The organism is Botrimarina sp. (genome assembly GCF_040219535.1).
GTDB lineage: Bacteria > Planctomycetota > Planctomycetia > Pirellulales > Lacipirellulaceae > Botrimarina.
On record NZ_JAVJSH010000017.1, the window covers coordinates 28,781 to 51,109 of the forward strand.

Below are 22,329 nucleotides of genomic sequence, written 5' to 3' on the forward strand. Positions count from 1 at the left end.
CTGCGGTCGCCGCGTCGATGAGCCGCACGCGCAGAGTTGCGCCGGCCGAGCAACCGACCCCCAGCAACCTTCCACCATGGCCTCTGTCGCCAACGACCCGACGACAACCGACGATGTCCTCGAGCTCTTCCGCCGCGGGGGCGACTCGCTCTACGGCGGCGAGGGCGTCACGCAGCTCGAGCACGGCCTGCAAGCGGCCACGCTCGCCGAGCAGCAAGGCGCCCCCAGCGAGTTGATCGTCGCCGCGCTGCTGCACGACATCGGCCACCTGCTGCACGACCTGCCCGACGACGCACCGGACAACGGCATCGACGACGTCCACGAGCGCCTGGGCGCCGATTGGCTCCGCTCTCGCTTCCCCGACGGGGTCCTCGAGCCGGTGCGGCTGCACGTGCAGTCGAAGCGGTACCTGTGCGCGACCGAGCCGGGCTATTGGGACGCGCTGAGCGAACCCTCCAAGACGAGCCTCAACCTGCAAGGCGGGCCGATGGACGAGTCCGAGTGCGCGGCGTTCCGAACCGGCCCCCACTACGACGCCGCCGTGCGGCTCCGGCGTTGGGACGACGAGGCAAAGGTGGTCGGTTTGGCGACCCCGCCGTTAGAGCACTTCGTGCCCCACCTGCAAGCCGCGGCGCGTCGATGAAAACCTGCAACAGGGGCGCGCTCGCGGAACGTGTCGCCGTGGTCGGCGGCGGGATCGTCGGGGTCGCGCACGCGTGGCGCGAAGCCGCCGCCGGCGCCGAGGTCACGCTCTTCGAACGCAGCCGTCGTGCCGAGGGCGCGTCGGTCCGCAACTTCGGCATGGTTTGGCCGATCGGCCAGCCGGCCGAGCGTCGCGAAGCCGCGTTGCGCAGCCGCGCGTTGTGGGACGAGTTCGTCTGCGAGACGCGCGTGTGGAGTCGCCCCAGCGGCTCGCTCCACCTGGCCACCCGCGGCGACGAGCTCGCGGTGCTCGAAGAGTTCGCCGCCGCGGGGCCCGAGCTCGGCTACGACTGCCAGATGCTGTCGGCCGCCGCGTGTCGCCAGCGTTGCCCGGCGGCCAGCGAGCGGGTGCTGGGCGGGCTCTCAAGCCCGACTGAAATGGGCGTCGACCCGCGCGAGGCTATCGCCACCGCGCCGGCGTGGCTCGCCGAGCGGCACGGCGTGCGTATCGAGATGGGCGTGGCGGTCGTCGAGGTGGAGCCGCCGTCGCTCGTCACCGGCGATGGGCGCCGCTGGCAGTTCGACCGCGTCACGATCTGCAGCGGCGCCGACTACGCCACGCTCTACCCGGACCTCTTCGCCGAGCACGGCCTGTCGCGTTGCAAGCTGCAGATGATGCGCACCGCGCCGCAGGCGGGGGGCTGGCGTATCGGCCCGATGGTCGCCAGCGGGCTCACGCTGCGGCACTACGAGAACTTTGCGATCTGCCCCTCACTGGAGGCTCTGCGCCAACGAATCGGCGACGAGTCCCCGGAGCTCGACCGCCACGGCATCCACGTCATGGCCGCGCAGAACGGGCTGGGCGAGGTGGTGCTCGGCGACTCGCACGAGTACGGCGAGAGCGTCACGCCGTTCGACTCCGAAGAAATCACACGCCTGATGCTCAGGGAACTGAAGCGGCTGATCGACTTGCCGGATTGGGAGCTGGCCGCTCGTTGGCACGGCGTCTACGCGGTTCAGCCGCGGCCCGGCGTGCAGTTCACGTTCTCGCCGGTCGACGGCGTGACGGTCGCGGTGGCCACCGGCGGCTGCGGCATGACCATGTCGTTCGGCCTCGCCGACAAGATGGTCCACAGCCGCCGCGGAGCGCTCGCCGGCGCGGGAGGCCTGTCGTGATCGAGCTGCCGACCGATCGCAAACGATTCGCCCCCGAGAGGCTCCGCCTCGCCGTGCTCGACTGGGCCGGCACGACCGTCGACTTCGGCAGCCGCGCGCCGATCGCGGCGATCCTCTCCGCGTTCGAGTCGGCAGGCGTGCCGGTCACCGAGGAGGAGGCCCGCCGGCCCATGGGCCGCGCGAAGCGCGACCACTTGCAGGCGCTGCTCGAGCAGCCTCCGGTCGCCGCGCGTTGGGCGGGCGCCCGTGGCGCCCCGCCGACCGAAGCGGACCTCGACGCGATCTACTCCGACTTCCTCAGCCGGCAGGCGGAGTGCGTCGTGAGCCACTCGGGCGTGATCGATGGCTGCGTCGATTCGATCGCCGCGTGCCGCGAGCTGGGCCTGGCGATCGGCTCCAGCACCGGCTACACGCGGCCGCTGCTCGAGGCGGTCGCCCGCCGCGCCGCCGAGGAGGGTTACCGGCCCGACGCGATGCTCTCGGCCGACGACGTCGCCCCCGGCCGCCCCGCGCCGTGGCTGTGCACAGAGAACGCGCGGCGCCTGGACGTGTGGCCGATGGCCGCGGTCGTCAAAGCCGACGACACGCCCGCCGGTGTCGAGGCGGGCCGCCACGCCGGCGCGTGGTCGGTCGGCGTGGTGGCGAGCGGCAACGAGGTCGGCCTCAGCGCCCACGCCTTCGCCCGGCTCACCCCGGCGGAGCGCGAAGCGAAGCTCCACCCCGCGCGAGCCACTCTGACCGAGGCCGGGGCGCACTATCTGATCGACACGATCGGCGAGCTGCCGGAGGTCGTTCGGCGGATCAACGAACGCATGGCGAAGGGCGACTCGCCCTAGACGCACAGGCGCCTGCCCGAGGGAGGCGTCACCCGACGCCGATCACGCCACGGCCATCGACCCGCCGGGCTCACGCCAGCGCGGGCGCCATCACCTCGTCGAGCGCTCCGCCGAGCCGCTCCAGCAACTCATCGCACACGGACTCGTCGTGCGCAAGCGACAGGTAGAGCTTTGTGCCCATCGGGTTGAGGAACACGCCGCGGCGGAACAGCTCGAGCATCAGGCGGCGGGCGGCCGCCTTGTCGCTGTGCTGGCTGCTGCGGTAGTCGCGCGCGGGCGCGTCGGTGAAGGCGATCTGGGCGAGCGGCCCCTCGCCGAGCACGCACGCGTCGATCGACCGCTCGGCGAGCAGCTCGCGCATGCCGTCGCGCAGGTGGCTGCCCATCGCGTACAGTCGGTCGTACACGCCGTCCTCGCCGAGCACGTCGAGCGTGGCGAGCGCGGCGGTCGAAGAGAGCGGGTTGCCGCCAAGCGTCGACGCGGTCCAGACGTAAGTCGCTTTCCCGTGGCGGTGCTCGCTCGACAGCCGCATGACATCCTCGCGGCCGCCGAACACGCCGATCGGCAAGCCGCCGCCCAGTGCCTTGCCGTAGGCGACCAGGTCGGGCGTGACGCCGTACCGCTCTTGCGCGCCGCCGTACGCCAAGCGGAAGCCGGTCACGACCTCGTCGAACACGAGCAGCACGCCGTGTGCGCGGGTCTCCGTGCGGAGGCTCTCCAAGAAGCCCGGCGCGGGTGGCAGGCAGCGCTGCAACGGCTCGACGATCACGGCGGCCAGCTCATCGGCATAGGCGGCGATCAGCCCCGCCGCCGTTTCGGCGTCATTGAACGGCGCGACCAGCACCCGCCCGTCCTCGTGCGCGGTGAGACCGTCGCTCGAGGGCTCCGGCGCGGGGAACTCTAGCCGACGCGACGGGAACATGCTGGTGACCCCAACGTCGTGGGCGCCGTGGTACGCTCCCTCGAACCGCAGAACCCGCTGCTTGCCGGTGAACGCCCGCGCGAGCCGCAAGCAGTACATCGTCGCCTCGGTGCCCGACGCGCAGAAGCGGACCCGCTCGCACGCGGGGCTGATCTGGATCAGCCGCTCGGCCAACTCCAGCGACGCGTCCGTGACCGTCGCGAAGTTCGCGCCCCGGGCCAGCCGCCGCGCGACCGGCTCGGCGATGCGCGGGTCGGCGTGGCCCACCAGGACCGAGCCCCACCCCATCGAGAAGTCGAGCATCTCGCGCCCGTCGGCGGTACGGAGCCGGCACCCCTTGCCGCTCTCGACGACGGTCGTCAGGTCGTCGGGCAAGTCGAACTCGCCGTTGCCACCGGCCGGCAACGAGGCGTGCGCCCGCTCAGCCCACTCCGAGAACCCGCTCGCCATACCGCTTCACTCGTTCGGTCGAGAGTTGTCGCAGCCCGCCGCATGAGCCGCAGCGTAACGACCAGCCTAGAGAGTAGCGGCCCGCCCCCCCACCAGCGCTCACGCAATTCGCCGGCCGAATTGCGCAACGGCGCGTCCGCAGCTTGACGCGCGTCCGATTGGCTGGAAGATCGCGGGTCAACGGAGACACCCTCGCGTTAACAAAGCGTTAAGACGCCAGCCCGATGCCCAGCCCTCGCCGCGTCGCGTTGCTGATCGACACCGCCACGAGTTGGGGCGCTGGGCTGATCGAGGGGATCGCCGCTTACGCCAAGAGCCGCGAGCGGCACTGGCTCTTCTCGCTGGAGCCCCGCGGCAAGTACGACCGCATGCTCCTGCCGGACCACTGGCGCGGCGACGGCGTCGTCGCTCGGATCACCCACTCGGCCCTCGCCGAGCAGCTCGTCGACCGCCGCCTGCCCGCGGTGAACGTGTCGTGGTTCCGCTACGGCGAGAACCTCATCCCCCGCTGCACGTGCGACGAGGTCGCCGCCGCGGAAATGGCCGCCAAGTACTTCGTCGACCACGGCTACCGCCAGTTCGCCTACTGCGGCTCGACCCTCCGCCCCAGACACTACGACCGGTTGGGCGAAGCCTTCGCCGCCGCGCTCGCCCGGATCGGCCAGCCCTGCCAGCGGTTCGCGCCCGACCCGCAGCGCTTCGCCGAGCTCGACTCCGAGCAGCAGCTGCAAGAGCTCTCGGGGTGGCTGTCGGCGTTGCCCAAGCCGACGGCGTTGCTGGCGTTCGACGACATCCAAGGGAGACAGGTCACCGAGGCCTGCGCGCAAGCGGGCCTCGCCGTGCCGGACCACATCGCCGTGCTCGGCGGCGAGCACGACGAGCTCAGCTCGCGTATCTCGTCGCCGCCGCTGTCGGGCGTGGACCAGGCGCCGCACGAGGTCGGCTTCCGCGCGGCGGAGATGCTCGACCGGTTGATGGCGGGCGAGGAGCTGCGGGAGTCCCACGTGCTGCTCCCGCCCCGCCGGATCATCACCCGCCAGTCGACCGACCAGGTCGCGGTGCCCGACGAGATGCTCTCGGCGGCGATCCGCTACATCCGCGAGCACCACGCCGGGGAGCTGCGGATCAGCGACCTGCTGCGCGAGGTGCCGATGAGCCGCCGCGCGCTGGAGATCGGCTTCAAGCGTTACCTGGGCCGCACGCCGCGCGAGGAGATCCGCCGCGTGCGGGTGGAGCACGCGCTGGCGCTCTTGTGCGACACCGACCTGCCGATCACGAAGGTCGCGTCGGTCTGCGGCTTCGACCGCCCCGAGCTGCTCACCCGCGCGTTCCGCCGCGAGCTGTCGGCGACCCCCTCCGCGTTCCGCCGCCGCGTGAGCCAATCCAAGGCCGAAGGCAACTGACGACCCCGAGGCCAGCCGAGCGACGGGCGCAGCGCGGAGCGGTTGAAGAACGCGCGGGTCAGGCCGTAGTTATCAACCCAAGTGTCGTAGTCATCGGCGCCGACGCCGCCCGGGGTCAGGTCGTTCTGCAGCTCGCCCCCGTCACGCCAATTGGTATAGTCGGCGGCGTTGACCGTGCCGTCGTTGTTGAAGTCGCCGGGGCGGATGTTGTTCTCGTAGTAGACGTTCGTCCCTGGAGCCGGCGCGGGGTTCAGCCCGCCGGGCACAGGGATCTCGCCGATCAGGATCTCTTCCTGGTCGCGGAGCAACAGCAGGCCGTTCGAGCCGAGCGTCAAACCCGACAGGTCGAAGACGCCGTCGACGTTGCCGCTCGCGCCGGCGACATCGAGAACGGCTCGATCACGTACGCGTTGGTCCGCGACTTCAGCGCCACGCTCGACACGGACCTCGATCTCGAGGACGACGGCACGCTGAGCATCACGCCCTGGAGCGAGGTGCTCGATGCGGTCGGCTTCAACGAGGGCGCCGGAACCGACCCGGAGAACCCGCTCGTCAACAACTCGTACGCCGAAGCAATGGGCGGGATCGATTTCAACGGCACGGCGGACGGCATCGAGCCCCTCCCCGGCTTCGCCGACGAGCCCGACGGCTACGTGCTGCTGAAGGACGGCGCCGGCGGCTTCATCCGGGCCGCTTTCGATCCGGACGAGTCGAACGAGAGCGGGCCGGAGCTCTTCTTCGATAGCGGCGGCACGCTCCAACTGATCGACACTTCGCCGCTCGGCCCGTGGGGCGTCGACAGCGCGCTGACGCGTCCCGAGATGATCGCGTTCGACAGCGAAGGAAACCTGGTCTACGTCGACGCAGAGACGACCCTCATAACGGGCGACTTGGTCGGCGCGCCGGGCCTCCAGGTGCTCGGCGCAGACGGCCTGCCGATCTCGCTCTACCTCATCTCGCCGGGCAACGAAAACGTCTCGGCCGCGCTGGGCGAGCTCGCTGTCCCCCCGGCGTCGGAAGGGGCTTTGAGCGTTCCCGAGCCAACGGCCGCCGCACTGCTACTAGCTGCCGTCGCGGCGGGCTTCCGCCCGCGACGCGGCTGATCGCCTGATTCGTCGAATTAGGAGGGGTGGGCGCCGTTGCGTGGGGTGGCGGCGCTTGCCCCTTCCTGGTCACACAGCACGATAAGAAGGACCTGCAATAGTGTTGAAAGCTAGAACGCCCCGCCGCGACAGCGGCGCATCGCGTTCGTCGGCGGGCTTCACCTTGGTGGAGCTGCTGGTGGTGATCGCGATCATCGGGATCTTGGTGGCCCTCTTGCTGCCAGCCGTGCAAGCCGCCCGCGAAGCGGCTCGGCTCTCGCAGTGCAAGAACAACCTCGCCCAGATCGGCAAGGGGCTGATGAACTACGAGTCGACCAACGGCCACTTCCCGGCCGGTTGGGACGACCGCGGCCTCGCGTGGTCGGGCGCTCTGCTCCCGTTCATCGAGGAGCAGGCGCTGTACGACCTGCTGGGTGAGTCTCAGACCACGACGTTCGTGCCAGGCCTCGGCATGGTCGAGAAGACCGCGTTCGTCTGGACCAGCGGCGACAACGAGACGGTGTGCTCTACCAACATCGCCGCGTATCGGTGCCCAAACTCGGAGCAACAGCCCCGTGACAACGACGGGATCTCCGCTCGATCGCCGACCGAGTACGGGGCTTGTGTCTCGTCGCTCGTTACCTGCGACAACACAGCCGGCGGCTGCGTTATTCCCGGCACGGTCGGTATCTCTCAGCAGCTCACCGACCACAACGGGATTTTTTACCAAGAGAGCGACACTCGCTTCGCCGAGATCGTCGACGGGTCGTCGAAGACGATCGCGGTGGGTGAGCGAAAGACCGACTTCGACACGGTGCTCGACGGCAACTCGATGGACTTCTGGCACACCGGCTCGCCACAGGTGTCGGGCGGGAACGAGTGGACGGAGTTCGTCGCGTCCACCCAGGTCCCCCTGAACTACTGGGCCGACGCGACCGCCAACGGGCGCCACGTGGAGCTGGCGTTTGGCAGCTGGCACACCGTGCGTGGCGCCCAGTTCGCCTACGCGGACGGGTCGGTCCACCTGTTGAGCGACGACATCGACGACGGCGTCTACGTCGCGCTCGGGAGCCGCAACGGCGAGACCGACCGTGAAGTGATGAGGCTCAGACAACCATGAACTTGCGCGACACCAGTCCGTCCGACCTGCGCCGCACTCCTCCGCGAGCCCTTCGCTTCGTTGCGTGGTTCGCGGCCATGGCGATCGGCTGTGGCCAGGGCCAGCGTGGGCCCGACTACAGCGTCCTGAACCTGGCCAAGGTCGACGGCGTCGTCACGCTCGACGGCGACCCGCTGGCGGGCGCTCGAGTCGAATTCGTCGAGGCCGACAAACGGCCACCACGGGTTTGCTTCGGCGAGACCGACGCGGGCGGGCGGTACGAGGTCTTCCGTGACCGCAACGTGCCGGGCTGCCTGCCCGGGGAGATGGTCGTCAAGATCACGACCGGCGCGAGGCAAGAAGGAGAGGACGCCCCCGCGGCCGACGCCACCATTCCCGCCCGCTACAACCGCCAGTCCGAATTGAAACGGACCGTCGCTGCCGACGGGTCCCACACGTTTGATTTCGAACTCAATTCGAAGTGACTCCGCCTCGCCCGCGTCGTAGCGGGCGGAGCTGGACTTCGGCTCCCTGCCCGATACCCCCCATTTTCTTTCAACTGGATCTGCGACTCATGAAGACGCCCCTGGCCGCTGCTCTCGCCGCCGTCGTTGCTTCGCCAGCCTGTGGCGAGGTCATCATCTCTGAGATTTTCTACAACCTGAACGGGAGCGAGAACGGCGTCGTCGAGTGGGTGGAGATCACCAACACAGGTTCCTCAGAAGTCGACTTGAGCGGCTGGATTTACGGCGACGACCAGGACGGCGCCTATTCCGACCCGTTTTCCGCCGGCACGGCGCTCGCGGCCGGCGCCTCGGCCGTGATCACCGGCCAGGACCCTTCGACCTTCCAGTCGATCTGGGGGCCCGACATCCAAGTAATCAACTTCCTCGTCGAGGGCGCGAACACCGGCATCAGTCTCGCCAACGGCGCCAGCGCGACCAACGAGACCCCCGCCATCTTCGACGCTAGCAACACGCTCGTCGACGCGGCCAACTACGAGAACGGCACGGGCGGTTGGCCCTCCGGCAACGGCCAGAGCATCTACCTGCTTCCGAACCGATTTACGCCGAGCGCGAACGACGTCGGCGCCAACTGGGGAACGTCGACCGCCGGTCTCGACGGCGCGTACGCCGCGCTAATCGTCAACCCGGACATCGACAACGCCAGCACGATGGACGTCGCGTCGCCCGGCTTCGCGGCGATCGTCCCCGAGCCGACGACTGTCCTGCTGGCCGCCGTCGCATTGGCCGGCGCGGCCGCACGGCGTGTCTGAGCGAAACGACTTGCGCAACCGGTCGTCGCCCGAAAGGCCGGCGGCCGGTTGCACGTTTTGCTCTCTACTGCGATACCCACAAAGCTACCCATAGATTGGGCTGCGGGCCGATCGGTCTCTCAGCAATCGACGTAAGTCTTTGCCACCAAAGAGTGGGCGATACTGGACTCGAACCAGTGACCTCTACGGTGTGAACGTAGCGCTCTAGCCAACTGAGCTAATCGCCCGCCGAACGCGGTTGGAGCAGAATACCGGACAGGTTCGTCGGCCGCTAGTTCGCCCCCATTGGGGCCGGACCCTGGGGCGGGACCATCGGGGCTGCGACGCGACTGGGGCACAGGCGCGGGGGCGGGGCTGCGACGCGACAGGGGTTCAGGCCTCCGAAGCGGCCGGCTTGGGGGCCTCGACCCGGGCGGCTGCCGCGCCGTCGGCCGGGTCTTCCTCGGAGGGGGCCTCGTCCGCCAGCGAGGCGTCGTCCGCCAGCTCGCCGCGACGCTCGCCCTCTTCGGGCGGTTGATCGACGTAGGTGTCGTAGTTGCCTTCGGGCGCGGAGTCGTCGTGGAGGTTGCGGGCCGCCTGAGTCAGTCGCGACTGCGCGGTTGCGCCGACGTTCGACTGCGTGCCGGCGGTGCGCTCCGCGTCGCGCATCGCGTCATTGAACTCGGACTGCAGGTCGCTCAAGCCGCGGCGGAACTCGGTCAGGCTCTTGCCTAACGACCGAGCTACGTTGGGTAAGCGGCTGCCGAACAGCAGGACCGCGACGATGCCGCAGATCAGCAGCTGGATGGGACTCAGGCCGAACATCCGCGGGGTAAACCTCCGTTTCTAGCCGATTCGATCACTGCAGCCCCGCAGCACGATCCGCGCCGGGCTATCGCTCGCTCCGACTCACTTGGGTGGGTCGTCGCTGTGGTCCTCGACCTCTTTGACGCCCTTCTTGAATTCCGTGATGCTCTGGCCGAACGCCCTGGCGATCGACGGCAGGCGCGTGCCAAAGAGCAGCAGCGCGACCACAAGGACCACGAGCAGCTGGATGCCGTTGATACCGAACATGGGTTTCGGACGCGATCGGCCCGAGTAAGTTGTTGAGAGCGGGGCAGTTACGGCTGCCACAGATAGTTTACGCCGGGCCGCGACAGCGTCAAACCGGGCAAACGCGCGGATTAGCGGCGAATCGCACTTTCCCGGGCCGCCAGCCAAGGGTCGCGGCCGATCGTGTCGGGGTCGTAGCGGTAGTAGACCTCCAGACACATCGTGGCGAGGGCGGTCGAGTAGACCCTGCCGCCGTAAGCGCCCCACAGCGTGTCGGGGTCCCAGCTCCCGGCGTTCGCGCCGCTGGCCACCTGACGGGAGAGCACGGCTCGCTGCATCGCCTGGTTCCAGGTCGACCAGGCGTCGGCGGCGGCGCCGCCGGCCGTGCTGTGGTGGTGCAGCGCGAGCGTGGCGTAGTACCAGTAGTACAGGTTCGCCACACGGCGCCCGCTGCCGGTCGAGCGATCCGGCAGTTCCCCTAGCAACGCTTGGGCCGCCTCGGCGTCGGCGGGGCCGCGCGAGTCGGCCATGCCCAGGATCTGCCGCACGTACATCGCCTCGGCGGTCATCGTGCTGCTGGGCCGCTCGCGGGGCTGGTAGCACGCCAGCCCCCCATGGCGGCCCGCGCGAACCGACGCGACGAACCGCTCGCAGCCGCTCCACACACTCGGCCGCACAACGACGCCCGCCAACTCCGCGCTGCGGAGGGCCATCACGGCCCACCCCATCTGGCTGGTGTCGCCGCGGTCGCCGGGGCGGTAACGCCAGCCGCCGGTCGTGGGGTGCTGGGCGCGTGTCAGGTGCTCGACGGCCGCCTCGACGGCCGCGCGCAGCCGCTCATCGCCGGTCACGGCCATCGCTTCGGCGAGGGCGAAGGTGGCCATCGAGTGGCAGTAGGTCCGCGCGAACGGCTTCGCGTCGCCGGCCAGGTCGCCGTCGGGCGCTTGGGTGTCGAGCAGGAATTGCAGTCCGCGGGTCACCGCGTCCCGGTGCGGGCCCGCCAGGTGGGTGTGCCCTGCCCCGCCTATCGCTAACAGAGCAAGGCCGGTGAGGCCGGTCTCGGCGCGCCCGCCGGCGCCGCCGCGGTTCTCGCCAAGCACGAGGGTCTCTCGCCCCGCGCCCCACCGGGCCGCGTCCCACGCGCCGTCGGGACGCTGCGCGCGGACGAGCCAGTCGACGGCCGACGCGACCGCGTCGAGCGTCGCGTCGTCGCCGCCATCGTTCGCACTGAGGCGGCGTTGTTGCCGCTCGCCGCGCGTGGCGTAGGCCGCCGGGAGGGGTGAGGGGTGAGCCGTGTGAGATGCGGGACGGGGGATCGGCGACGGGCGACGCGGGATTGGGGTGGGCGAAACCGGCCACGGCGCTATGGCGGCTTCCTGAGCCGAGGGCATAAGCCCTCGGAGCGAGTCGGCAATCGACTCGTCACCCAGATCCGCGGTGGGCGACGCTTCGGGAAGCTGGAAAGCCTCTGCGACCGCCGCCGCGGCGTCCGCTGCTTTCGGCGCCTCTGGCGCGGCGGTCGGCGGCTCGGCGGCCTGCTGCCGGGCGGCGGCTTGTTCGGCCATTGGCTCGATGCTGCTGTCGGCTCCGTGCGGCCTGCTGGCCGCGACGACCGGTTCGCTGGTTGCCTCCGGGAGCTTCGGGTCGGGCGGCGGCGGCTCCTCGGGCGCCGGCTGGGACTCGGCCGGCGGTGACACGTCGGGCGCCGACTCGGCGGCCGCGGGCGAACGCATCACGATCCGCACGCTGACAGGCGGGGCGTCGTCGTCGCCGGCGCGGGGCGGTCCGCCGGTGCGAACGCAGGCCAAGCCTGCAAACAGCAGCAGGTGAGCGGCGACCGACAACGCGCCGTACCGGTGCAGCGGCCGGCGCCGCCCCCACGGCGTGAAAGCCAGCGCGATGAACACGCCCGACGACACCAGCGCGAGCGCGACGAAGATCGCGGAAAGGCTCATCGCTCGGCGCGGCCTCTCCCGGTTAGCGGCGTACGGCCGGTGCGGCGTCGACGGACACCCCCACTTCGGCGACCCGGGCCTCGCGGCACGCGGCCAGCGCGGCGGCGATGTGCTGAAAGTCGCAGCGGGCGTCGCCGTGGATGAGGACCTCGGGGCCGTCGGCGCCGGACGCGGCCCGGCGCGCCGCGTCGAGGCGGCTCGAGAGCTCCTCGAGCGTGCAAGCTTGGCCGTCGAGCGTCAACGCGCCGTCGGCCATGACCGACACAACCCGCGGCTCGTTGGCCGCGGCGACCGTCGTGCCCCCTTCGGAGACCTCCGGCAACTGCATCTCGACGGCGCGCTCCACCTCGGCGAACTGCGTGGCGGTCATGAAGAAAATGACCAGCAGGAACACGACGTCGATCATCGGCGTCAGGTTCAGCGGTGGCGCGTCGTCGGTGGTGCGTTTCAGAGGCAAGGGCGGCGCTCGTTGTGAGGCGCTCGGCGCTGGTTCTTGCTCGGGCGACTGGCGCCTGGCGACTAGCGCCTCGATTCACGCTGCGCGTTTGGCTTTGCGCGGCCGGCTCGAACCACGCTCCTCGATCGCTTCGGCGGATATCAGGTTCACCAGCTCTTGGCCGTGGCGGTCGATCTGGCCAACGAGCGTGTCGACGCGGCCCGTTAGGTGCAGGTAGGCGATCATCGCCGGGATCGCCACGCCGAGCCCCGCGGCGGTCGACATCAGGGCCTTGCCGATCCCCTCGGCGAGCAGCTCGGGCTTGCCCATCGCGGCGTCGCCGGCGATCGCGTCGAAGGCCTCGCGCATGCCCCAGACCGTGCCCAGCAGGCCCAGCAGCGGGCAGATGTTGCCCACGCCGCTGATCACACGCAGGTACCGCCGCAGCTCAGCGGCGGCCCGCTCGCCCTCGTCGAGCACCGCTTGCTCCACCTCGACCGCCGAGCGCCCCCACCGACGCAGCCCGGCCTCGAACACGCGGGCGATGTGGCTGCTGTTCTCCTCGCACAGCTCCAGCGCGTCGGCCCGATCGACCGCGCCTTCCTCGATCTGCTTCAGCACGCAGTGGATGAAGCGCTTCGGCACGACCCGGCGCCGCCGCAACGCAACGGTGCGTTCGATCACGCAAAGCAGCATCACCACCGAGGCGATGCCGATCGGCACGATCAGCCAACCGGCCGACAGCAACGTTTCCAGCAAACTAGGCGATTGCATCGGAGTCTGCTTAGGGGGCAGGCGTCAGCAGGCTGTTGATTTATCAGCGGCCTGCGTCGCCCCCCACGAGGGCGGCGTCAAAACGTCGGCCAAGAGCCGACGTCTTGCGAGCCGCGAGGAGCTTGCTCCAAGCTTGGCGAGGTTGAAAAATGCCAGGAAGGCGTTCTTCAACAGGCTGTTGGGTGGCAGGAGTACCCGCCGCTATCGTCGATGCGTTATCGGAATTCTTCCCTGCCGCCTGGCGCCTCTCACCCGCGACCCCCGGCCGCGCTACGGCATCGTGGGGCCTTGATCGACGTCGCCGACCATGTGCAGGTGGTTGTGGTCGATGTAGACGACTTCGCGGGCGTCCTGGTCCTTGAGCGTGTGCGGGAACGGCCAACCGATCCGCCGCACGTCCTCGTAGTAGATCGTGCACTTGTAGTGGGCGTGGTGCTGCTGGGCGGGGCCGATCAGCGGGTAGACACGCACCGGGTCGACGTAGTCGGCGATCTTTTCCTTGACGATCCGCACGTCGTTGCGGGTGCGGCCGTACAGCAGCGGCACGCCGCCCTCGACGGGGCGAGCCTTCTCAAGCGCCCGCATCACCTCGTCGTCGCTAGGCGGGTCGAGCGCGACCGGCGGTCCGCCGGAGTCGTCGATCGGGCCGAGGATGGGCACGCGGTCGTAGCGCTCGTGGTTCCAGAACTTGTCCTCTTCCTTCTTCTGAAGGTAAGGGGTCACCGGGATCGGCAAGGCGAAGATGCCGAGGCTCGGTCCGGCGCTCGTGAAGCCCCAGAAGCACCCGGTGGACGTCGTCGTGATCGCCGCGGCCATCAGGGCGGCGGTGACGAGCTGAGGCCGGAGCTTCGTGCTGTGCCGTGCCATCGAATGAGACCCTCGTCTGCTTGCAATTCGCTGGGGCGCGATCCGTCGCCGCCCGCTGCGGTGTGGTTCGATAGTCTCTTTATCGTGTGAAGCTGGGCGGGACTTGCGGGTTATTACGAAAATACTGGCTTTGAGCCAACGCGGATCGCTAGCGTTGATCAACCCCACAGGTTTAGCCACCGGGCGCCAGCGGTCGGCAAAAGCCGACGGATCATCGCCCGGCAGAGAGAGCTCGAACCGCGCTTCGAGAGCCCGCCGGCTTGCGCCGACGGCTGGTGCGCAGCGGCACTGCATGCGGGGCTCCGTTGAGCAAACGAAAAAGCCCCCGGAGAGGTTCTCCGGGGGCTTCGTGTTTCTTGTCGGCGCCGGCCTGACTCACTCGCAATGCGAGAAGTCGAGGAACCACCAGCCGTCGTCCCATTCGAGCGTCACCTTGCGCCACCCGAGCGGCACCTGCGGGTACGGATAGAAGGGCCCGATGTACGGCCACGCGGCGGGCGAGTACTGCGTCGGGTAGGTGACCGCGGCGTAGTTCGGATGGGCGGCGTAGCTCGGCCAGGCGTAGCCGGGCATCGAGGCGTTGTCGTAGGACACGCCACCGGCGCCCGCGGTGCTGTAACCCTGCGGCGTGCCGGCCGCCCCGCCGTAGCATCCGTACTGGGCCGGCTGCACGCCGCTTGCGCCAGCGGCCGGGCCCATCGGCCGGGGCATGCCGCGCGAGGCGACCCTTTCCGGCGCGGGCATGGCCTTGGGCATCGCGGTGGGCATCGGCGGCAGCGGGGCCGGAGCGGACGCGGCCGTTTCCGGCTTCTCGAGCATCGTCAGCAGCAGGTCGCCCTTCTCACCGCCGGCGGCTTGCTTGACCGCCGAGGGCTCCTTCACCGCCGAGGGCTGGGCGGGCGTGATCTCGAGCTTGTTGACCACGTGGTTCACGCCGGCCACCTGGCCCGCGAGCTGCTCGGCCTTGGCCGACTGCTCTTCGCTGGTCACCGTGCCCACCAGCCAAGCGACGCCGTCCTCGTACTTCACGCCTACCCGGTAATTCTTGAGCTGGCCGCTTTCGCGCAGCGTTTGGGCCACGCTGCCGGCCATCTTTTCCGCCGTGGGCGAGGCCGCCCCAGCCGATGCCGGCCAGAGCAGGGCCGCCGCCGCGGCCGCGACGATCCAATGACGCATCTTTCTCCCCCTTCGTGATTCGTTGTTTCGGCTCGCGCCGGCGTCACCGCGGCCGTGACGGCCTCGGGAAACGGTTGGCGGCTGGGCCCGGCCTAACCCGTCGCACGATGGCCCCCCGGCCTCCGCACGAATAACCCAAGCGGCTGTTACAACCGCTCCGGTTGGTCTATTCGGCAGTCGCGCGGTCCGGTGGGGAGTCTTTTTTCGGTTTTGACGCCCGCCACGCTCGGCGAGCCGCGACCGCTCTGCGGTGATGGCGCGCGGATTGCCTCGATGGCCTGCGCAAGCTCCTGCCCCTCCCCGCCGCCACGGCCTCCGAGGTCGCGCACAGGGGTCGACCGGAGCGCGTCGGCGTCGGCGACGACGTCGGGCTAACCGCTGAACTACCGGCGAGCCGCCGCTCGCGGCCGCTCAGACTCAAGCGGCCGCGGGCCGGAGGACCAGCCAGAAACGATCCGCCTGGGCTTCACCATTCTGGTGAAACGCCTCCCTGTTTCCGTGAAGCGCCGCTAAGTCGTCTGATCGCATTGGCTTACGGCGCTTCGCCGGGGGGCCGGGACGCTCCAGGGGCCATTGGCGGGCGCCGTAAGCCCTGATCTCAGCCGGGCTTAGATCGTCGTCACTGCGATGAGGGGACTGGTCCCAGCGTCAAGCGCGGCGTCGTCGAGGCCGGCGCGGAAAATCCCCCCGTTTTTCGCGGCAAAAGAGGGGCGCCGGCGTCGTCCGCTCTTCAGTTCCGACCGCGCGGCACGACCGTTGCTTACTCCCCTCTGGCGAGCAGCGAACGACGCTGCCCTCATCCCCACCAGGCCCCTGTGGAGCCGCTACTGTCAGCGACAAGCGACCAAGGAAGCACCATGCCCAACTACGCCAATCACCTGTTCCGCTACGACCACTACGAGAACCGGCGCGACGAGGAGCCGACCGACGACAAGAACCAGCGCCGCATCCAACGCACGTCGCGTCGCCGCAGCCGCAAGCGGACCGCCTGCCTGACCATCAACGCCCGCCGCGCACGCCGCTGGGCTTGGTGACGAGGCGAGTTTAAGCATCGAGTCTTCCGTGAGGCGCTCCGAGGGCTTATGCCCTCGGCTCCGGAAGAGCAAAGCAAGGGTCGATGAACGGTGAAGGTTAGCGGATCAGACTCCCACGTCCCACGTCCCACGTCCCTCGTCCCTCGTCCCTCTTCCCTCGTCCCTCTTCCCTCACCGAATCACCCGCTGCAGCTCCGAATCGAGCTCGCCCGCGTGCAGGTTGCGATTCACTACGCGGCCCTGGCTGTCGACCAGCATCATCAGGGGAAGGTTGATCACGCCCATCTCGGTGGCGAGTTGGCCGTCGAGACCCTTCTCGTCGTGCAGGTGCTCCCAAGGGGTGCGGGCGCGTGACGCGAGCGACTTGGCCGCGTCGGTGTTGCTGTCGAGGTTCACGCCGAGCACCTCGAACTTGCCGCGGTACTTCTTCCGCAACGCGTCGAGCGTGGCGAAGTCGGTCTCGGGGTTGCTCCAGCTCGTCCAGTAGTGGACCAGCGTGTAGCGGCCGCGGAAGGGGGCGGCGGTCAGGCTGACGCGTTTGCCCGACAGCGTGTCGCCCGAGAGCGCGAGCGGCTTGCCGATCGAACCCAGCCGCCGCAACGCGCCGGCCGCCTTTTTGCCGGCGACCGTCTGCGGGAACTCGCTGGCGGCTTGGCGGTACCACTTCTCGGCCACCTTCGGCTCGCCGGCGAACTCGCCCGCCATGCTGCCGAGCTGCAGCAGGGCCTCGGCCGTGTCGGGGCTGGTCGGGAACGCCCCGACGAACTGCTCAAGATTCTTGATCCACTGGTCCTGGACCTTCGCGTAGTCCGCCTTCGGGTCGCGGAGCGCGTAGCCTTGCTCGGCGCCGATCCGCTGGTAGCGGAAGTGCGCCTGCAGGTCCTTCCCGATCCGCTGGACACCGGGCGAGCGCTCGAGGGCGGCCAGCTTGGCGATGCCGGCGCGGTAACCGTCGGCCTGGACCGCGGCGGTCAGCAGCCCGGCGAGTTGCTTGTACCACTGGGTTGCTTCTTCTTCGTTCGTGGCGCTGCCCGCGAGCTGCTCGAGGAGCTCGACGCGACGGTCCGTCAGCTTGTCGCGCTGGTTGGCGGGGGCGTTCATCGCTTCGCGGTCGAGCTTGTCTAGCTCGCTCATCCAAGCCTGTACCTTCTCGCTCGGCGCGCCGAGCGCGGCCGCGTTCTCGCTCATCGTGGGCACGCTGAACACGTTGGCCAGCTCGGGCCCGGCGCCGCCGGCGCGGGGCGCCTCGACCAGGCGCCAGCCGTCGCCGACCTGCACGAGCGAGCCGAGCAGCAGCTGCTCCGGCTGCCCGCCCGCGTCGACAAGAGCCGACGCGTTCTCGTACACGACCACGTCCTTGGTCGAACCGTCGACGCCCGCCGGGATCACCCCCGGTCGCGGCGCGCCGAAGTCGACGAAGCGGCTCTTGGCGTCGAACGACTTTTGTTCGGCAACGAGCTTGCGAAACTCGCTTGCGGCTTGCTTGCGCTGTTCCTCGAAGCGTTCGGCGAGCGTCTTGCCGAGGCCCAGCGAGCGGGCCTCCTCGGCGGAGAGCAGCAGCCGCTCGAAACGGCCCTGGTCCTTCGTTTGCACGGCGAGGAAGGCCTCTTCGGCGACTTCCTGGGGCGAGATCCGCCGCCACGAGTCGATCTTTGTGTCTTCGTTCGCGTCGACGCCCCACCGCGACCCGCCGGTGTGGAACCACTGGTACTGGTCGGCGCGGCTGTCGTAGTCGGAGTCGACGTCGCGGTAGACCTCCAGGCCGCCCGCGTAGTAGCACCACGTGTCGACCACGTTGTCGGCGTTCGCGTCGGCGAACCGCCGCAAGATCCGCCCCGCCCCGTCGCGGACGACCCACGAGGTGCTCTTGCCCTCGCGCTCGGCCTTGATGGAGCACTGCTTGGCGTCGCCGGCCGTCGGCTTGTCGTACTCCACGCCCTTCTGGATCGGCGTGAGCGACAGGGCCTGCTCGACGGTCGGCGCCGCGCCGGCCGATTGGGCGGCGGCCGGCGTGCTAGCGGCGAGCGAGAGCGACAGAATCAGCGCGCACAGGCGCAGCGGCAAGCGAGAGAGCATCCTCGATCCATCCGTGGCCGGGAGGTGTCAATGTCCGGCGCGAGTATCGCGATCCAGCCGCGCGGTGGCTAGAGCGATTCGGCCGCAGATTGAGCTGCCGCGGAGCGCGCCAGCGGGCGAACGGGCAAGCTTTGACACGCCGTCGACAAGGAGCCCATAATCAGGAGCATGGAAATCAATCTTGCCGAAGCCGAAACCCGTAGCCTGTCCGAGCGAGCGGCTGCTTTCGGTTTCGCTGAAGCCAGCGAATTCGCGACGGCTCTACTGAAAAACATCGCAGCGCTAAGCGACGAGGCGGTGGTCTTCGCCCCGATGTCAGAAGAGCAACGGCGTCTGAGCGAGTCGATCCTTCGACGCGGCGAGGACGACTTGGCAGCCGGGCGTGTGCGCGAAATGCGCCAAGGTCTGCTAGACCTCGGCTCTGAACGCGGCTTCGAGCTCAGCGAATGAGGTACAAGGTCGTTTTGACCGACGCGGCGCTGAGCGATGCCGGCAAGTATCTCGACTTCTTGATTGAGAGCGCGCACACGACGGGCCCAGCCGAACGATGGTGGCGGAAGGCGATTGCGGCGGTCCAATCCCTCGAATCGATGCCCCACCGGTGCCCTAAGCCACCCGAAAACGAGCTGCGCGAGTACACCGTTCGGGCGCTGATTGTCGCACCGTGCCTATTTCTGTACCGGGTCGACGATAGCAGACGAACTGTCGAGGTCTTCGGGTTCCGCCACGGCAGGCAGATGCCGAGCGAACACCGCTTGCCTGAGTAGCGTCTGAACCGACTAGCTTAGCAGTGGACCCGCCGACTTCGGACCCTCAGCCGGTCCCTTCACCCCCGCGCGGCCTTGATCTTCTCCAGCATCCGCCCCGGCGAGCCCATCGCGTTGTAGCCACCGTCGAGGTGGAGGATCTCGCCGGTCACGCCGCTCGACATGTCGCTCAGCAGGTACACGCCCGACTTGCCAACCTCCTCGTGCGTGATGTTGCGGCCCAGGGGGGCCATCGCCTCGTAGAGGCCGAGCATCTCGTCGACGCCGGCGCCGCGGCCGCTGATCGTCTGCAGCGGGCCGGCCGACAGCGCGTTGACCCGCACGCCGCGCGGCCCCAGGTCGTACGCCAGGTACTTCACGGTGGCGTCGAGCGCGGCCTTGCACACGCCCATCACGTTGTAGCCGGGCACGCACTTCTCGCCGCCGTAGTAGGTTAGCGTGAGGATGCTGGCGCCGGGCTTCAGGAGGTCCTTGGTCGCGCTGGCCAGGGCCATCAGGCTGTGCACGCTGATCGCCATCGCGGTCTTGAAGCCCTCGCGGCTCGTGTCGACCGTGTCCTTTTTCAGGTCCTCCGGCGGAGCGAACGCGATCGAGTGCAGCAGGAAGTCGAGCTCGCCGAGTTCCTCCTTGCAGCGGCCGGCGACCGCGTCGACGTGCCCGTCGAGCGTCACGTCCATCGGCTCGAGGAACTTCGCGCCCGAGTGGCCGTCGATCAGCTTGCGCACGCGGCCCTCGTTCTTCTTGCGCTCGTCGTCCGGCTTGTCGGGCATGTGGGTGAAGCCGCACACGCCCCCCTCGCTGAGGACCCGCTCGGCGATCGCCCACGCGATCGACTGCTTGTTGAACACGCCCGTGATCAGGCCCTTCTTCCCCTCGAACAGGCCCGGCATGGCGGCCCCCTGCGGAACGACGAATCAAACGAGATACGAGCCCGCGATCCTACCAACGCCCACCCGCGGCGGGAACGGGCGGGAGGCCGATCCGGGGCTGCGCGACGCGCCGGTGCGTGCGTGGTCGGCGGTGGGGGCGATCGCCGCCGCCGTGATTGTCTCTCGGCACGCGATGCGATAGTGTGCAGGAGCAGCCCCCCCGCGGCGGCGTTGCCCCGGCGGTCCCGATGCGCCGCGTCCGATGCGACGCCGCCGCAGCGCGCTCCGGATCGCGCAGCCCAGCAACATCGCGCAGCCCAGCAACCTCGACGAGCCCCGCCGATGTTCGCTTCCCGCTATCGGTTCCCTCTCCTGCTCGCCATCGCTTCGGCCTCCGTCGCTGCGGCCGACAACTGGCCGCACTGGCGCGGCGCCGACGGCGCCGGCGTGGCCCGCGACGCGAACCCGCCGGTCGAGTGGTCCGAAACGAAGAACGTCAAGTGGAAGGTCGCTATCGATGGGCTCGGCTCCGGGTCGCCCGTCGTGTGGGAAGACCGCGTGTTCGTCGTCACCAGCGCCGCCCCCGACGGCGCCCCGAGCCGCGACAGGGAGCCGCTAGATTTCATCGTGATGTGCCTGGACCGCGCCAACGGCGAGCTCCTGTGGCGCCGCACCGCCACGACCGCCACGCCGGCCGACTCGACGCACAGCACGAACACCTACGCGTCGGCCTCGCCGACGACCGACGGCCAGCACGTGTACGCGCACTTCGGTTCGCAAGGGACCTACTGCTACACGATGGACGGCGACCCCGTCTGGGGCCGCGACCTCGGCGACATGCAGACCCGCAACGGCTTCGGCGAGGGCAGCTCGCCCACGCTGGCCGGCGACAAGCTGCTCGTGCCGTGGGACCACGAAGGCCCGTCCTACCTATACGCGCTCGACAAGCGAACCGGCGAGACCCTCTGGCGGGCCGAGCGCGACGAGCCGACCTGCTGGGCCACGCCGCTTGTCGTCGACACGCCCTCGGGACGGCAGGTCGTCATGAACGGCGAGAACTTCGCCCGCGCGTACGACCTGGAAACCGGCGAAGAGCTCTGGCGGTGCGGCGGTCAGACGCAGCGGCCGGCGGCCTCCGCGGTCGCGATGGGCGACCGCGTGTTCGTGGCGAGCGGCTTCCGTGGCTCGTTCTTGGGGGCGTTCAAGCTCGACGGGAGCGGCGACATCGGCGGCACCTCCAAAGTGCTGTGGACTCGAACGCGCGACACGCCAGACATCGCCTCGCCGCTGCTCTCCGGGGACCGGCTCTACTTCTACAAAGCCAAGACGGGCGTGCTCACGTGCGTCGACGCGAAAACCGGCGAGCCGCACTACACCACCCGAACGGGCCTACAAACGACGTACGCCTCGCCGGTCGCCGCCGGCGGGTACGTCTACCTGAGCGATCGCAGCGGCACGACCATCGTGATCCGCGACTCGGACGAGTACGAGGAGGTCGCCGAAAACAACCTCGGCGAAACGATCGACGCCACCCCGGCCCCCGTCGACAACCAGCTCTTCATCCGCGGCGAGCGGCGCCTGTTCTGCATCGAAGAGGGCGCGTGAAGCCCTCGCATCGGCTCCGCCACGGCGACAACCGGCGCACGGCCAAACGTCGCGCCACCCCAAGCAAAAAACCCCGAGAAAACCGCTGTTTCCCGGGGTTTGGCGATGTGCTCAGTGCTCCCTCTTGGACTCGAACCAAGAACCTACTGATTAAGAGGCACTCATCTCTCGCGAGCCCAAAGCTTCGGAAAACCCCTGGACTTACCGCATCGTAGCCTCGAAATCCACGCGTGCAAAGCGATTTCTTTTTACGCACTGGGCCGCGGTCTTTCGCGGTACTTTCGGCCACGCCGCTGACCAAACCGGTAGAAAAACGGTAGGCGGACCGGGCTTCTTTCGAGCTGGTTTCGTGCTCTCTGAGCCGCGCTACGCGGGCCGCGACGTAGCTAGCTTGCCGGCGTCTGAGCCAACACAGAGTCGGCCATGCTTTGACCTACTGTGCACACGCCACCGCGGTGGGCTCCCACGTTTCTCGCCCCCGATTCGCGCGCCGCGTGCCGCGTCAGCAGTGAACCGCAATTTGGACTCTTGGGCCGGTCCTTGGCCTAGTGTTAGAAGTCTATCTGCTGGCAATCCCTCAAACTGGCATCGAATCCAACGCGACCTCTCCACTCTCCACGGCAACGCCATCGAAGGCTGACCTGTCAAGCGACGGCAACAGCTGTTGCGTGGGCCTACGGTCCGGCGTACCGCTTTCTCGCCTCCGGCGTCGGAGATATCGTCAAGAGTTGTGTACGGCGGTTGAATCAGGCGGCGGCTTCTTGGAGCGGGAGGCCGTCTTGGAAGGGGGTCCCTCGGAGCACGTCCGGTAGGAGTTCGGAGCCGTTGAGCGCCCGCCATCGCTTGGCGGCC

Annotated in this window: 22 protein-coding genes and 1 tRNA gene; 12 read left to right on the top strand and 11 right to left on the bottom strand. The window is 69.1% G+C overall.

Going from position 1 to position 22,329, the window contains the following annotated elements:
- Positions 1-76: 76 nt before the first annotated feature.
- The 3 genes from RIC11_RS09860 to phnX are packed head-to-tail and all read left to right on the top strand — an operon-like array spanning position 77 to position 2,654.
- Positions 77-643 (top strand): phosphonate degradation HD-domain oxygenase, encoded by a 567-nt coding sequence (locus RIC11_RS09860; protein ID WP_350210759.1) that lies wholly within the window; start codon positions 77-79, stop codon positions 641-643.
- Complete coding sequence (locus RIC11_RS09865) at positions 640-1,818, top strand: TIGR03364 family FAD-dependent oxidoreductase (RefSeq protein ID WP_350210761.1); 1,179 nt, start codon at positions 640-642, stop codon at positions 1,816-1,818. Before RIC11_RS09860 ends, RIC11_RS09865 begins: the two co-directional genes overlap by 4 nt.
- The gene (gene phnX, locus RIC11_RS09870; RefSeq protein ID WP_350210762.1) at positions 1,815-2,654 is read left to right on the top strand and encodes a phosphonoacetaldehyde hydrolase; all 840 of its coding nucleotides are present in this window, start codon (positions 1,815-1,817) and stop codon (positions 2,652-2,654) included. The genes RIC11_RS09865 and phnX overlap by 4 nt, the downstream gene beginning before the upstream one ends.
- A 70-nt stretch (positions 2,655-2,724) precedes the next feature.
- Here phnX and RIC11_RS09875 read toward each other — a convergent pair whose 3' ends face one another.
- A complete protein-coding gene (locus RIC11_RS09875; RefSeq protein WP_350210764.1) occupies positions 2,725-4,026 on the bottom strand; it encodes an aspartate aminotransferase family protein in 1,302 nt (433 codons plus the stop codon).
- Positions 4,027-4,250: 224 nt separating this feature from the next.
- Between RIC11_RS09875 and RIC11_RS09880 the strand changes: the two genes are divergently transcribed.
- The 5 genes from RIC11_RS09880 (at position 4,251) to RIC11_RS09900 (ending at position 8,886) form a co-directional block, all read left to right on the top strand.
- Positions 4,251-5,429 (top strand): AraC family transcriptional regulator, encoded by a 1,179-nt coding sequence (locus tag RIC11_RS09880; protein ID WP_350210766.1) that lies wholly within the window; start codon positions 4,251-4,253, stop codon positions 5,427-5,429.
- A 410-nt stretch (positions 5,430-5,839) separates the two neighbouring features.
- On the top strand, positions 5,840-6,532 hold the full coding sequence (locus RIC11_RS09885; protein ID WP_350210768.1) for a hypothetical protein: 693 nt from the start codon (positions 5,840-5,842) through the stop codon (positions 6,530-6,532).
- 100 nt (positions 6,533-6,632) lie between these two features.
- Complete coding sequence (locus tag RIC11_RS09890) at positions 6,633-7,631, top strand: DUF1559 family PulG-like putative transporter (protein ID WP_350210770.1); 999 nt, start codon at positions 6,633-6,635, stop codon at positions 7,629-7,631.
- Positions 7,628-8,095 (top strand): hypothetical protein, encoded by a 468-nt coding sequence (locus RIC11_RS09895; RefSeq protein WP_350210772.1) that lies wholly within the window; start codon positions 7,628-7,630, stop codon positions 8,093-8,095. The genes RIC11_RS09890 and RIC11_RS09895 overlap by 4 nt, the downstream gene beginning before the upstream one ends.
- A gap of 89 nt (positions 8,096-8,184) precedes the next feature.
- Positions 8,185-8,886 carry a lamin tail domain-containing protein gene (locus RIC11_RS09900; protein ID WP_350210774.1) on the top strand — a complete coding sequence of 234 codons (702 nt, stop codon included), beginning with the start codon at positions 8,185-8,187 and terminating at the stop codon, positions 8,884-8,886.
- A 153-nt stretch (positions 8,887-9,039) separates the two neighbouring features.
- Here RIC11_RS09900 and RIC11_RS09905 read toward each other — a convergent pair.
- From RIC11_RS09905 to RIC11_RS09940, 8 genes are all read right to left on the bottom strand, one after another.
- A tRNA-Val gene (locus tag RIC11_RS09905) sits at positions 9,040-9,113 on the bottom strand.
- Between the two features lie 145 nt (positions 9,114-9,258).
- Positions 9,259-9,690: a twin-arginine translocase TatA/TatE family subunit gene (locus RIC11_RS09910; protein WP_350210776.1), complete on the bottom strand. Its 432-nt coding sequence runs from the start codon at positions 9,688-9,690 to the stop codon at positions 9,259-9,261.
- Between the two features lie 84 nt (positions 9,691-9,774).
- A complete protein-coding gene (locus RIC11_RS09915) occupies positions 9,775-9,939 on the bottom strand; it encodes a Sec-independent protein translocase subunit TatA/TatB (RefSeq protein WP_350210778.1) in 165 nt (54 codons plus the stop codon).
- 110 nt (positions 9,940-10,049) lie between these two features.
- Positions 10,050-11,873, bottom strand: a complete 1,824-nt coding sequence (locus tag RIC11_RS09920; RefSeq protein ID WP_350210780.1) for a prenyltransferase/squalene oxidase repeat-containing protein — start codon at positions 11,871-11,873, stop codon at positions 10,050-10,052.
- Between the two features lie 22 nt (positions 11,874-11,895).
- Positions 11,896-12,330 carry an ExbD/TolR family protein gene (locus RIC11_RS09925; protein WP_350210782.1) on the bottom strand — a complete coding sequence of 145 codons (435 nt, stop codon included), beginning with the start codon at positions 12,328-12,330 and terminating at the stop codon, positions 11,896-11,898.
- Positions 12,331-12,405: 75 nt separating this feature from the next.
- Positions 12,406-13,083 carry a MotA/TolQ/ExbB proton channel family protein gene (locus RIC11_RS09930; RefSeq protein WP_350210784.1) on the bottom strand — a complete coding sequence of 226 codons (678 nt, stop codon included), beginning with the start codon at positions 13,081-13,083 and terminating at the stop codon, positions 12,406-12,408.
- Between the two features lie 270 nt (positions 13,084-13,353).
- Positions 13,354-13,950 (bottom strand): hypothetical protein, encoded by a 597-nt coding sequence (locus tag RIC11_RS09935; RefSeq protein WP_350210785.1) that lies wholly within the window; start codon positions 13,948-13,950, stop codon positions 13,354-13,356.
- 375 nt (positions 13,951-14,325) lie between these two features.
- On the bottom strand, positions 14,326-15,126 hold the full coding sequence (locus tag RIC11_RS09940) for a BON domain-containing protein (RefSeq protein ID WP_350210786.1): 801 nt from the start codon (positions 15,124-15,126) through the stop codon (positions 14,326-14,328).
- A gap of 857 nt (positions 15,127-15,983) precedes the next feature.
- Here RIC11_RS09940 and RIC11_RS09945 point away from each other — a divergent pair.
- Positions 15,984-16,160 (top strand): hypothetical protein, encoded by a 177-nt coding sequence (locus RIC11_RS09945; protein WP_350210788.1) that lies wholly within the window; start codon positions 15,984-15,986, stop codon positions 16,158-16,160.
- Between the two features lie 171 nt (positions 16,161-16,331).
- Here RIC11_RS09945 and RIC11_RS09950 read toward each other — a convergent pair whose 3' ends face one another.
- On the bottom strand, positions 16,332-18,236 hold the full coding sequence (locus tag RIC11_RS09950; protein WP_350210790.1) for a thioredoxin-like domain-containing protein: 1,905 nt from the start codon (positions 18,234-18,236) through the stop codon (positions 16,332-16,334).
- Between the two features lie 168 nt (positions 18,237-18,404).
- Between RIC11_RS09950 and RIC11_RS09955 the strand changes: the two genes are divergently transcribed.
- Together RIC11_RS09955 and RIC11_RS09960 are read left to right on the top strand one after the other, a co-directional pair.
- Positions 18,405-18,686: a hypothetical protein gene (locus RIC11_RS09955; protein WP_350210792.1), complete on the top strand. Its 282-nt coding sequence runs from the start codon at positions 18,405-18,407 to the stop codon at positions 18,684-18,686.
- Entirely contained in the window at positions 18,683-19,003 is a 321-nt protein-coding gene (locus RIC11_RS09960) for a type II toxin-antitoxin system RelE/ParE family toxin (RefSeq protein WP_350210794.1), read from the top strand. The genes RIC11_RS09955 and RIC11_RS09960 overlap by 4 nt, the downstream gene beginning before the upstream one ends.
- Positions 19,004-19,062: 59 nt before the next feature.
- Here the strand turns inward: RIC11_RS09960 and RIC11_RS09965 are convergent, their stop codons facing one another.
- Entirely contained in the window at positions 19,063-19,893 is an 831-nt protein-coding gene (locus RIC11_RS09965; protein ID WP_350210795.1) for an enoyl-ACP reductase FabI, read from the bottom strand.
- Positions 19,894-20,214: 321 nt separating this feature from the next.
- Between RIC11_RS09965 and RIC11_RS09970 the strand changes: the two genes are divergently transcribed.
- Positions 20,215-21,477, top strand: coding sequence for an outer membrane protein assembly factor BamB family protein (locus tag RIC11_RS09970; RefSeq protein WP_350210797.1), 1,263 nt, complete (start codon positions 20,215-20,217; stop codon positions 21,475-21,477).
- Positions 21,478-22,329: the final 852 nt, after the last annotated feature.

Coding starts and splice junctions, on each gene's coding strand:
- RIC11_RS09915 (WP_350210778.1), bottom strand. CDS start 9,939: ATGTTCGGTATCAACGGCATCCAGCTGCTCGTGGTCCTTGTGGTCGCG.
- RIC11_RS09920 (WP_350210780.1), bottom strand. CDS start 11,873: ATGAGCCTTTCCGCGATCTTCGTCGCGCTCGCGCTGGTGTCGTCGGGC.
- RIC11_RS09940 (WP_350210786.1), bottom strand. CDS start 15,126: ATGCGTCATTGGATCGTCGCGGCCGCGGCGGCGGCCCTGCTCTGGCCG.
- RIC11_RS09860 (WP_350210759.1), top strand. CDS start 77: ATGGCCTCTGTCGCCAACGACCCGACGACAACCGACGATGTCCTCGAG.
- RIC11_RS09965 (WP_350210795.1), bottom strand. CDS start 19,893: ATGCCGGGCCTGTTCGAGGGGAAGAAGGGCCTGATCACGGGCGTGTTC.
- RIC11_RS09950 (WP_350210790.1), bottom strand. CDS start 18,236: ATGCTCTCTCGCTTGCCGCTGCGCCTGTGCGCGCTGATTCTGTCGCTC.
- RIC11_RS09970 (WP_350210797.1), top strand. CDS start 20,215: ATGTTCGCTTCCCGCTATCGGTTCCCTCTCCTGCTCGCCATCGCTTCG.
- RIC11_RS09960 (WP_350210794.1), top strand. CDS start 18,683: ATGAGGTACAAGGTCGTTTTGACCGACGCGGCGCTGAGCGATGCCGGC.
- RIC11_RS09935 (WP_350210785.1), bottom strand. CDS start 13,950: ATGGCACGGCACAGCACGAAGCTCCGGCCTCAGCTCGTCACCGCCGCC.
- RIC11_RS09880 (WP_350210766.1), top strand. CDS start 4,251: ATGCCCAGCCCTCGCCGCGTCGCGTTGCTGATCGACACCGCCACGAGT.
- RIC11_RS09945 (WP_350210788.1), top strand. CDS start 15,984: ATGCCCAACTACGCCAATCACCTGTTCCGCTACGACCACTACGAGAAC.
- RIC11_RS09875 (WP_350210764.1), bottom strand. CDS start 4,026: ATGGCGAGCGGGTTCTCGGAGTGGGCTGAGCGGGCGCACGCCTCGTTG.
- RIC11_RS09930 (WP_350210784.1), bottom strand. CDS start 13,083: ATGCAATCGCCTAGTTTGCTGGAAACGTTGCTGTCGGCCGGTTGGCTG.
- RIC11_RS09910 (WP_350210776.1), bottom strand. CDS start 9,690: ATGTTCGGCCTGAGTCCCATCCAGCTGCTGATCTGCGGCATCGTCGCG.
- RIC11_RS09865 (WP_350210761.1), top strand. CDS start 640: ATGAAAACCTGCAACAGGGGCGCGCTCGCGGAACGTGTCGCCGTGGTC.
- RIC11_RS09900 (WP_350210774.1), top strand. CDS start 8,185: ATGAAGACGCCCCTGGCCGCTGCTCTCGCCGCCGTCGTTGCTTCGCCA.
- RIC11_RS09895 (WP_350210772.1), top strand. CDS start 7,628: ATGAACTTGCGCGACACCAGTCCGTCCGACCTGCGCCGCACTCCTCCG.
- RIC11_RS09955 (WP_350210792.1), top strand. CDS start 18,405: ATGGAAATCAATCTTGCCGAAGCCGAAACCCGTAGCCTGTCCGAGCGA.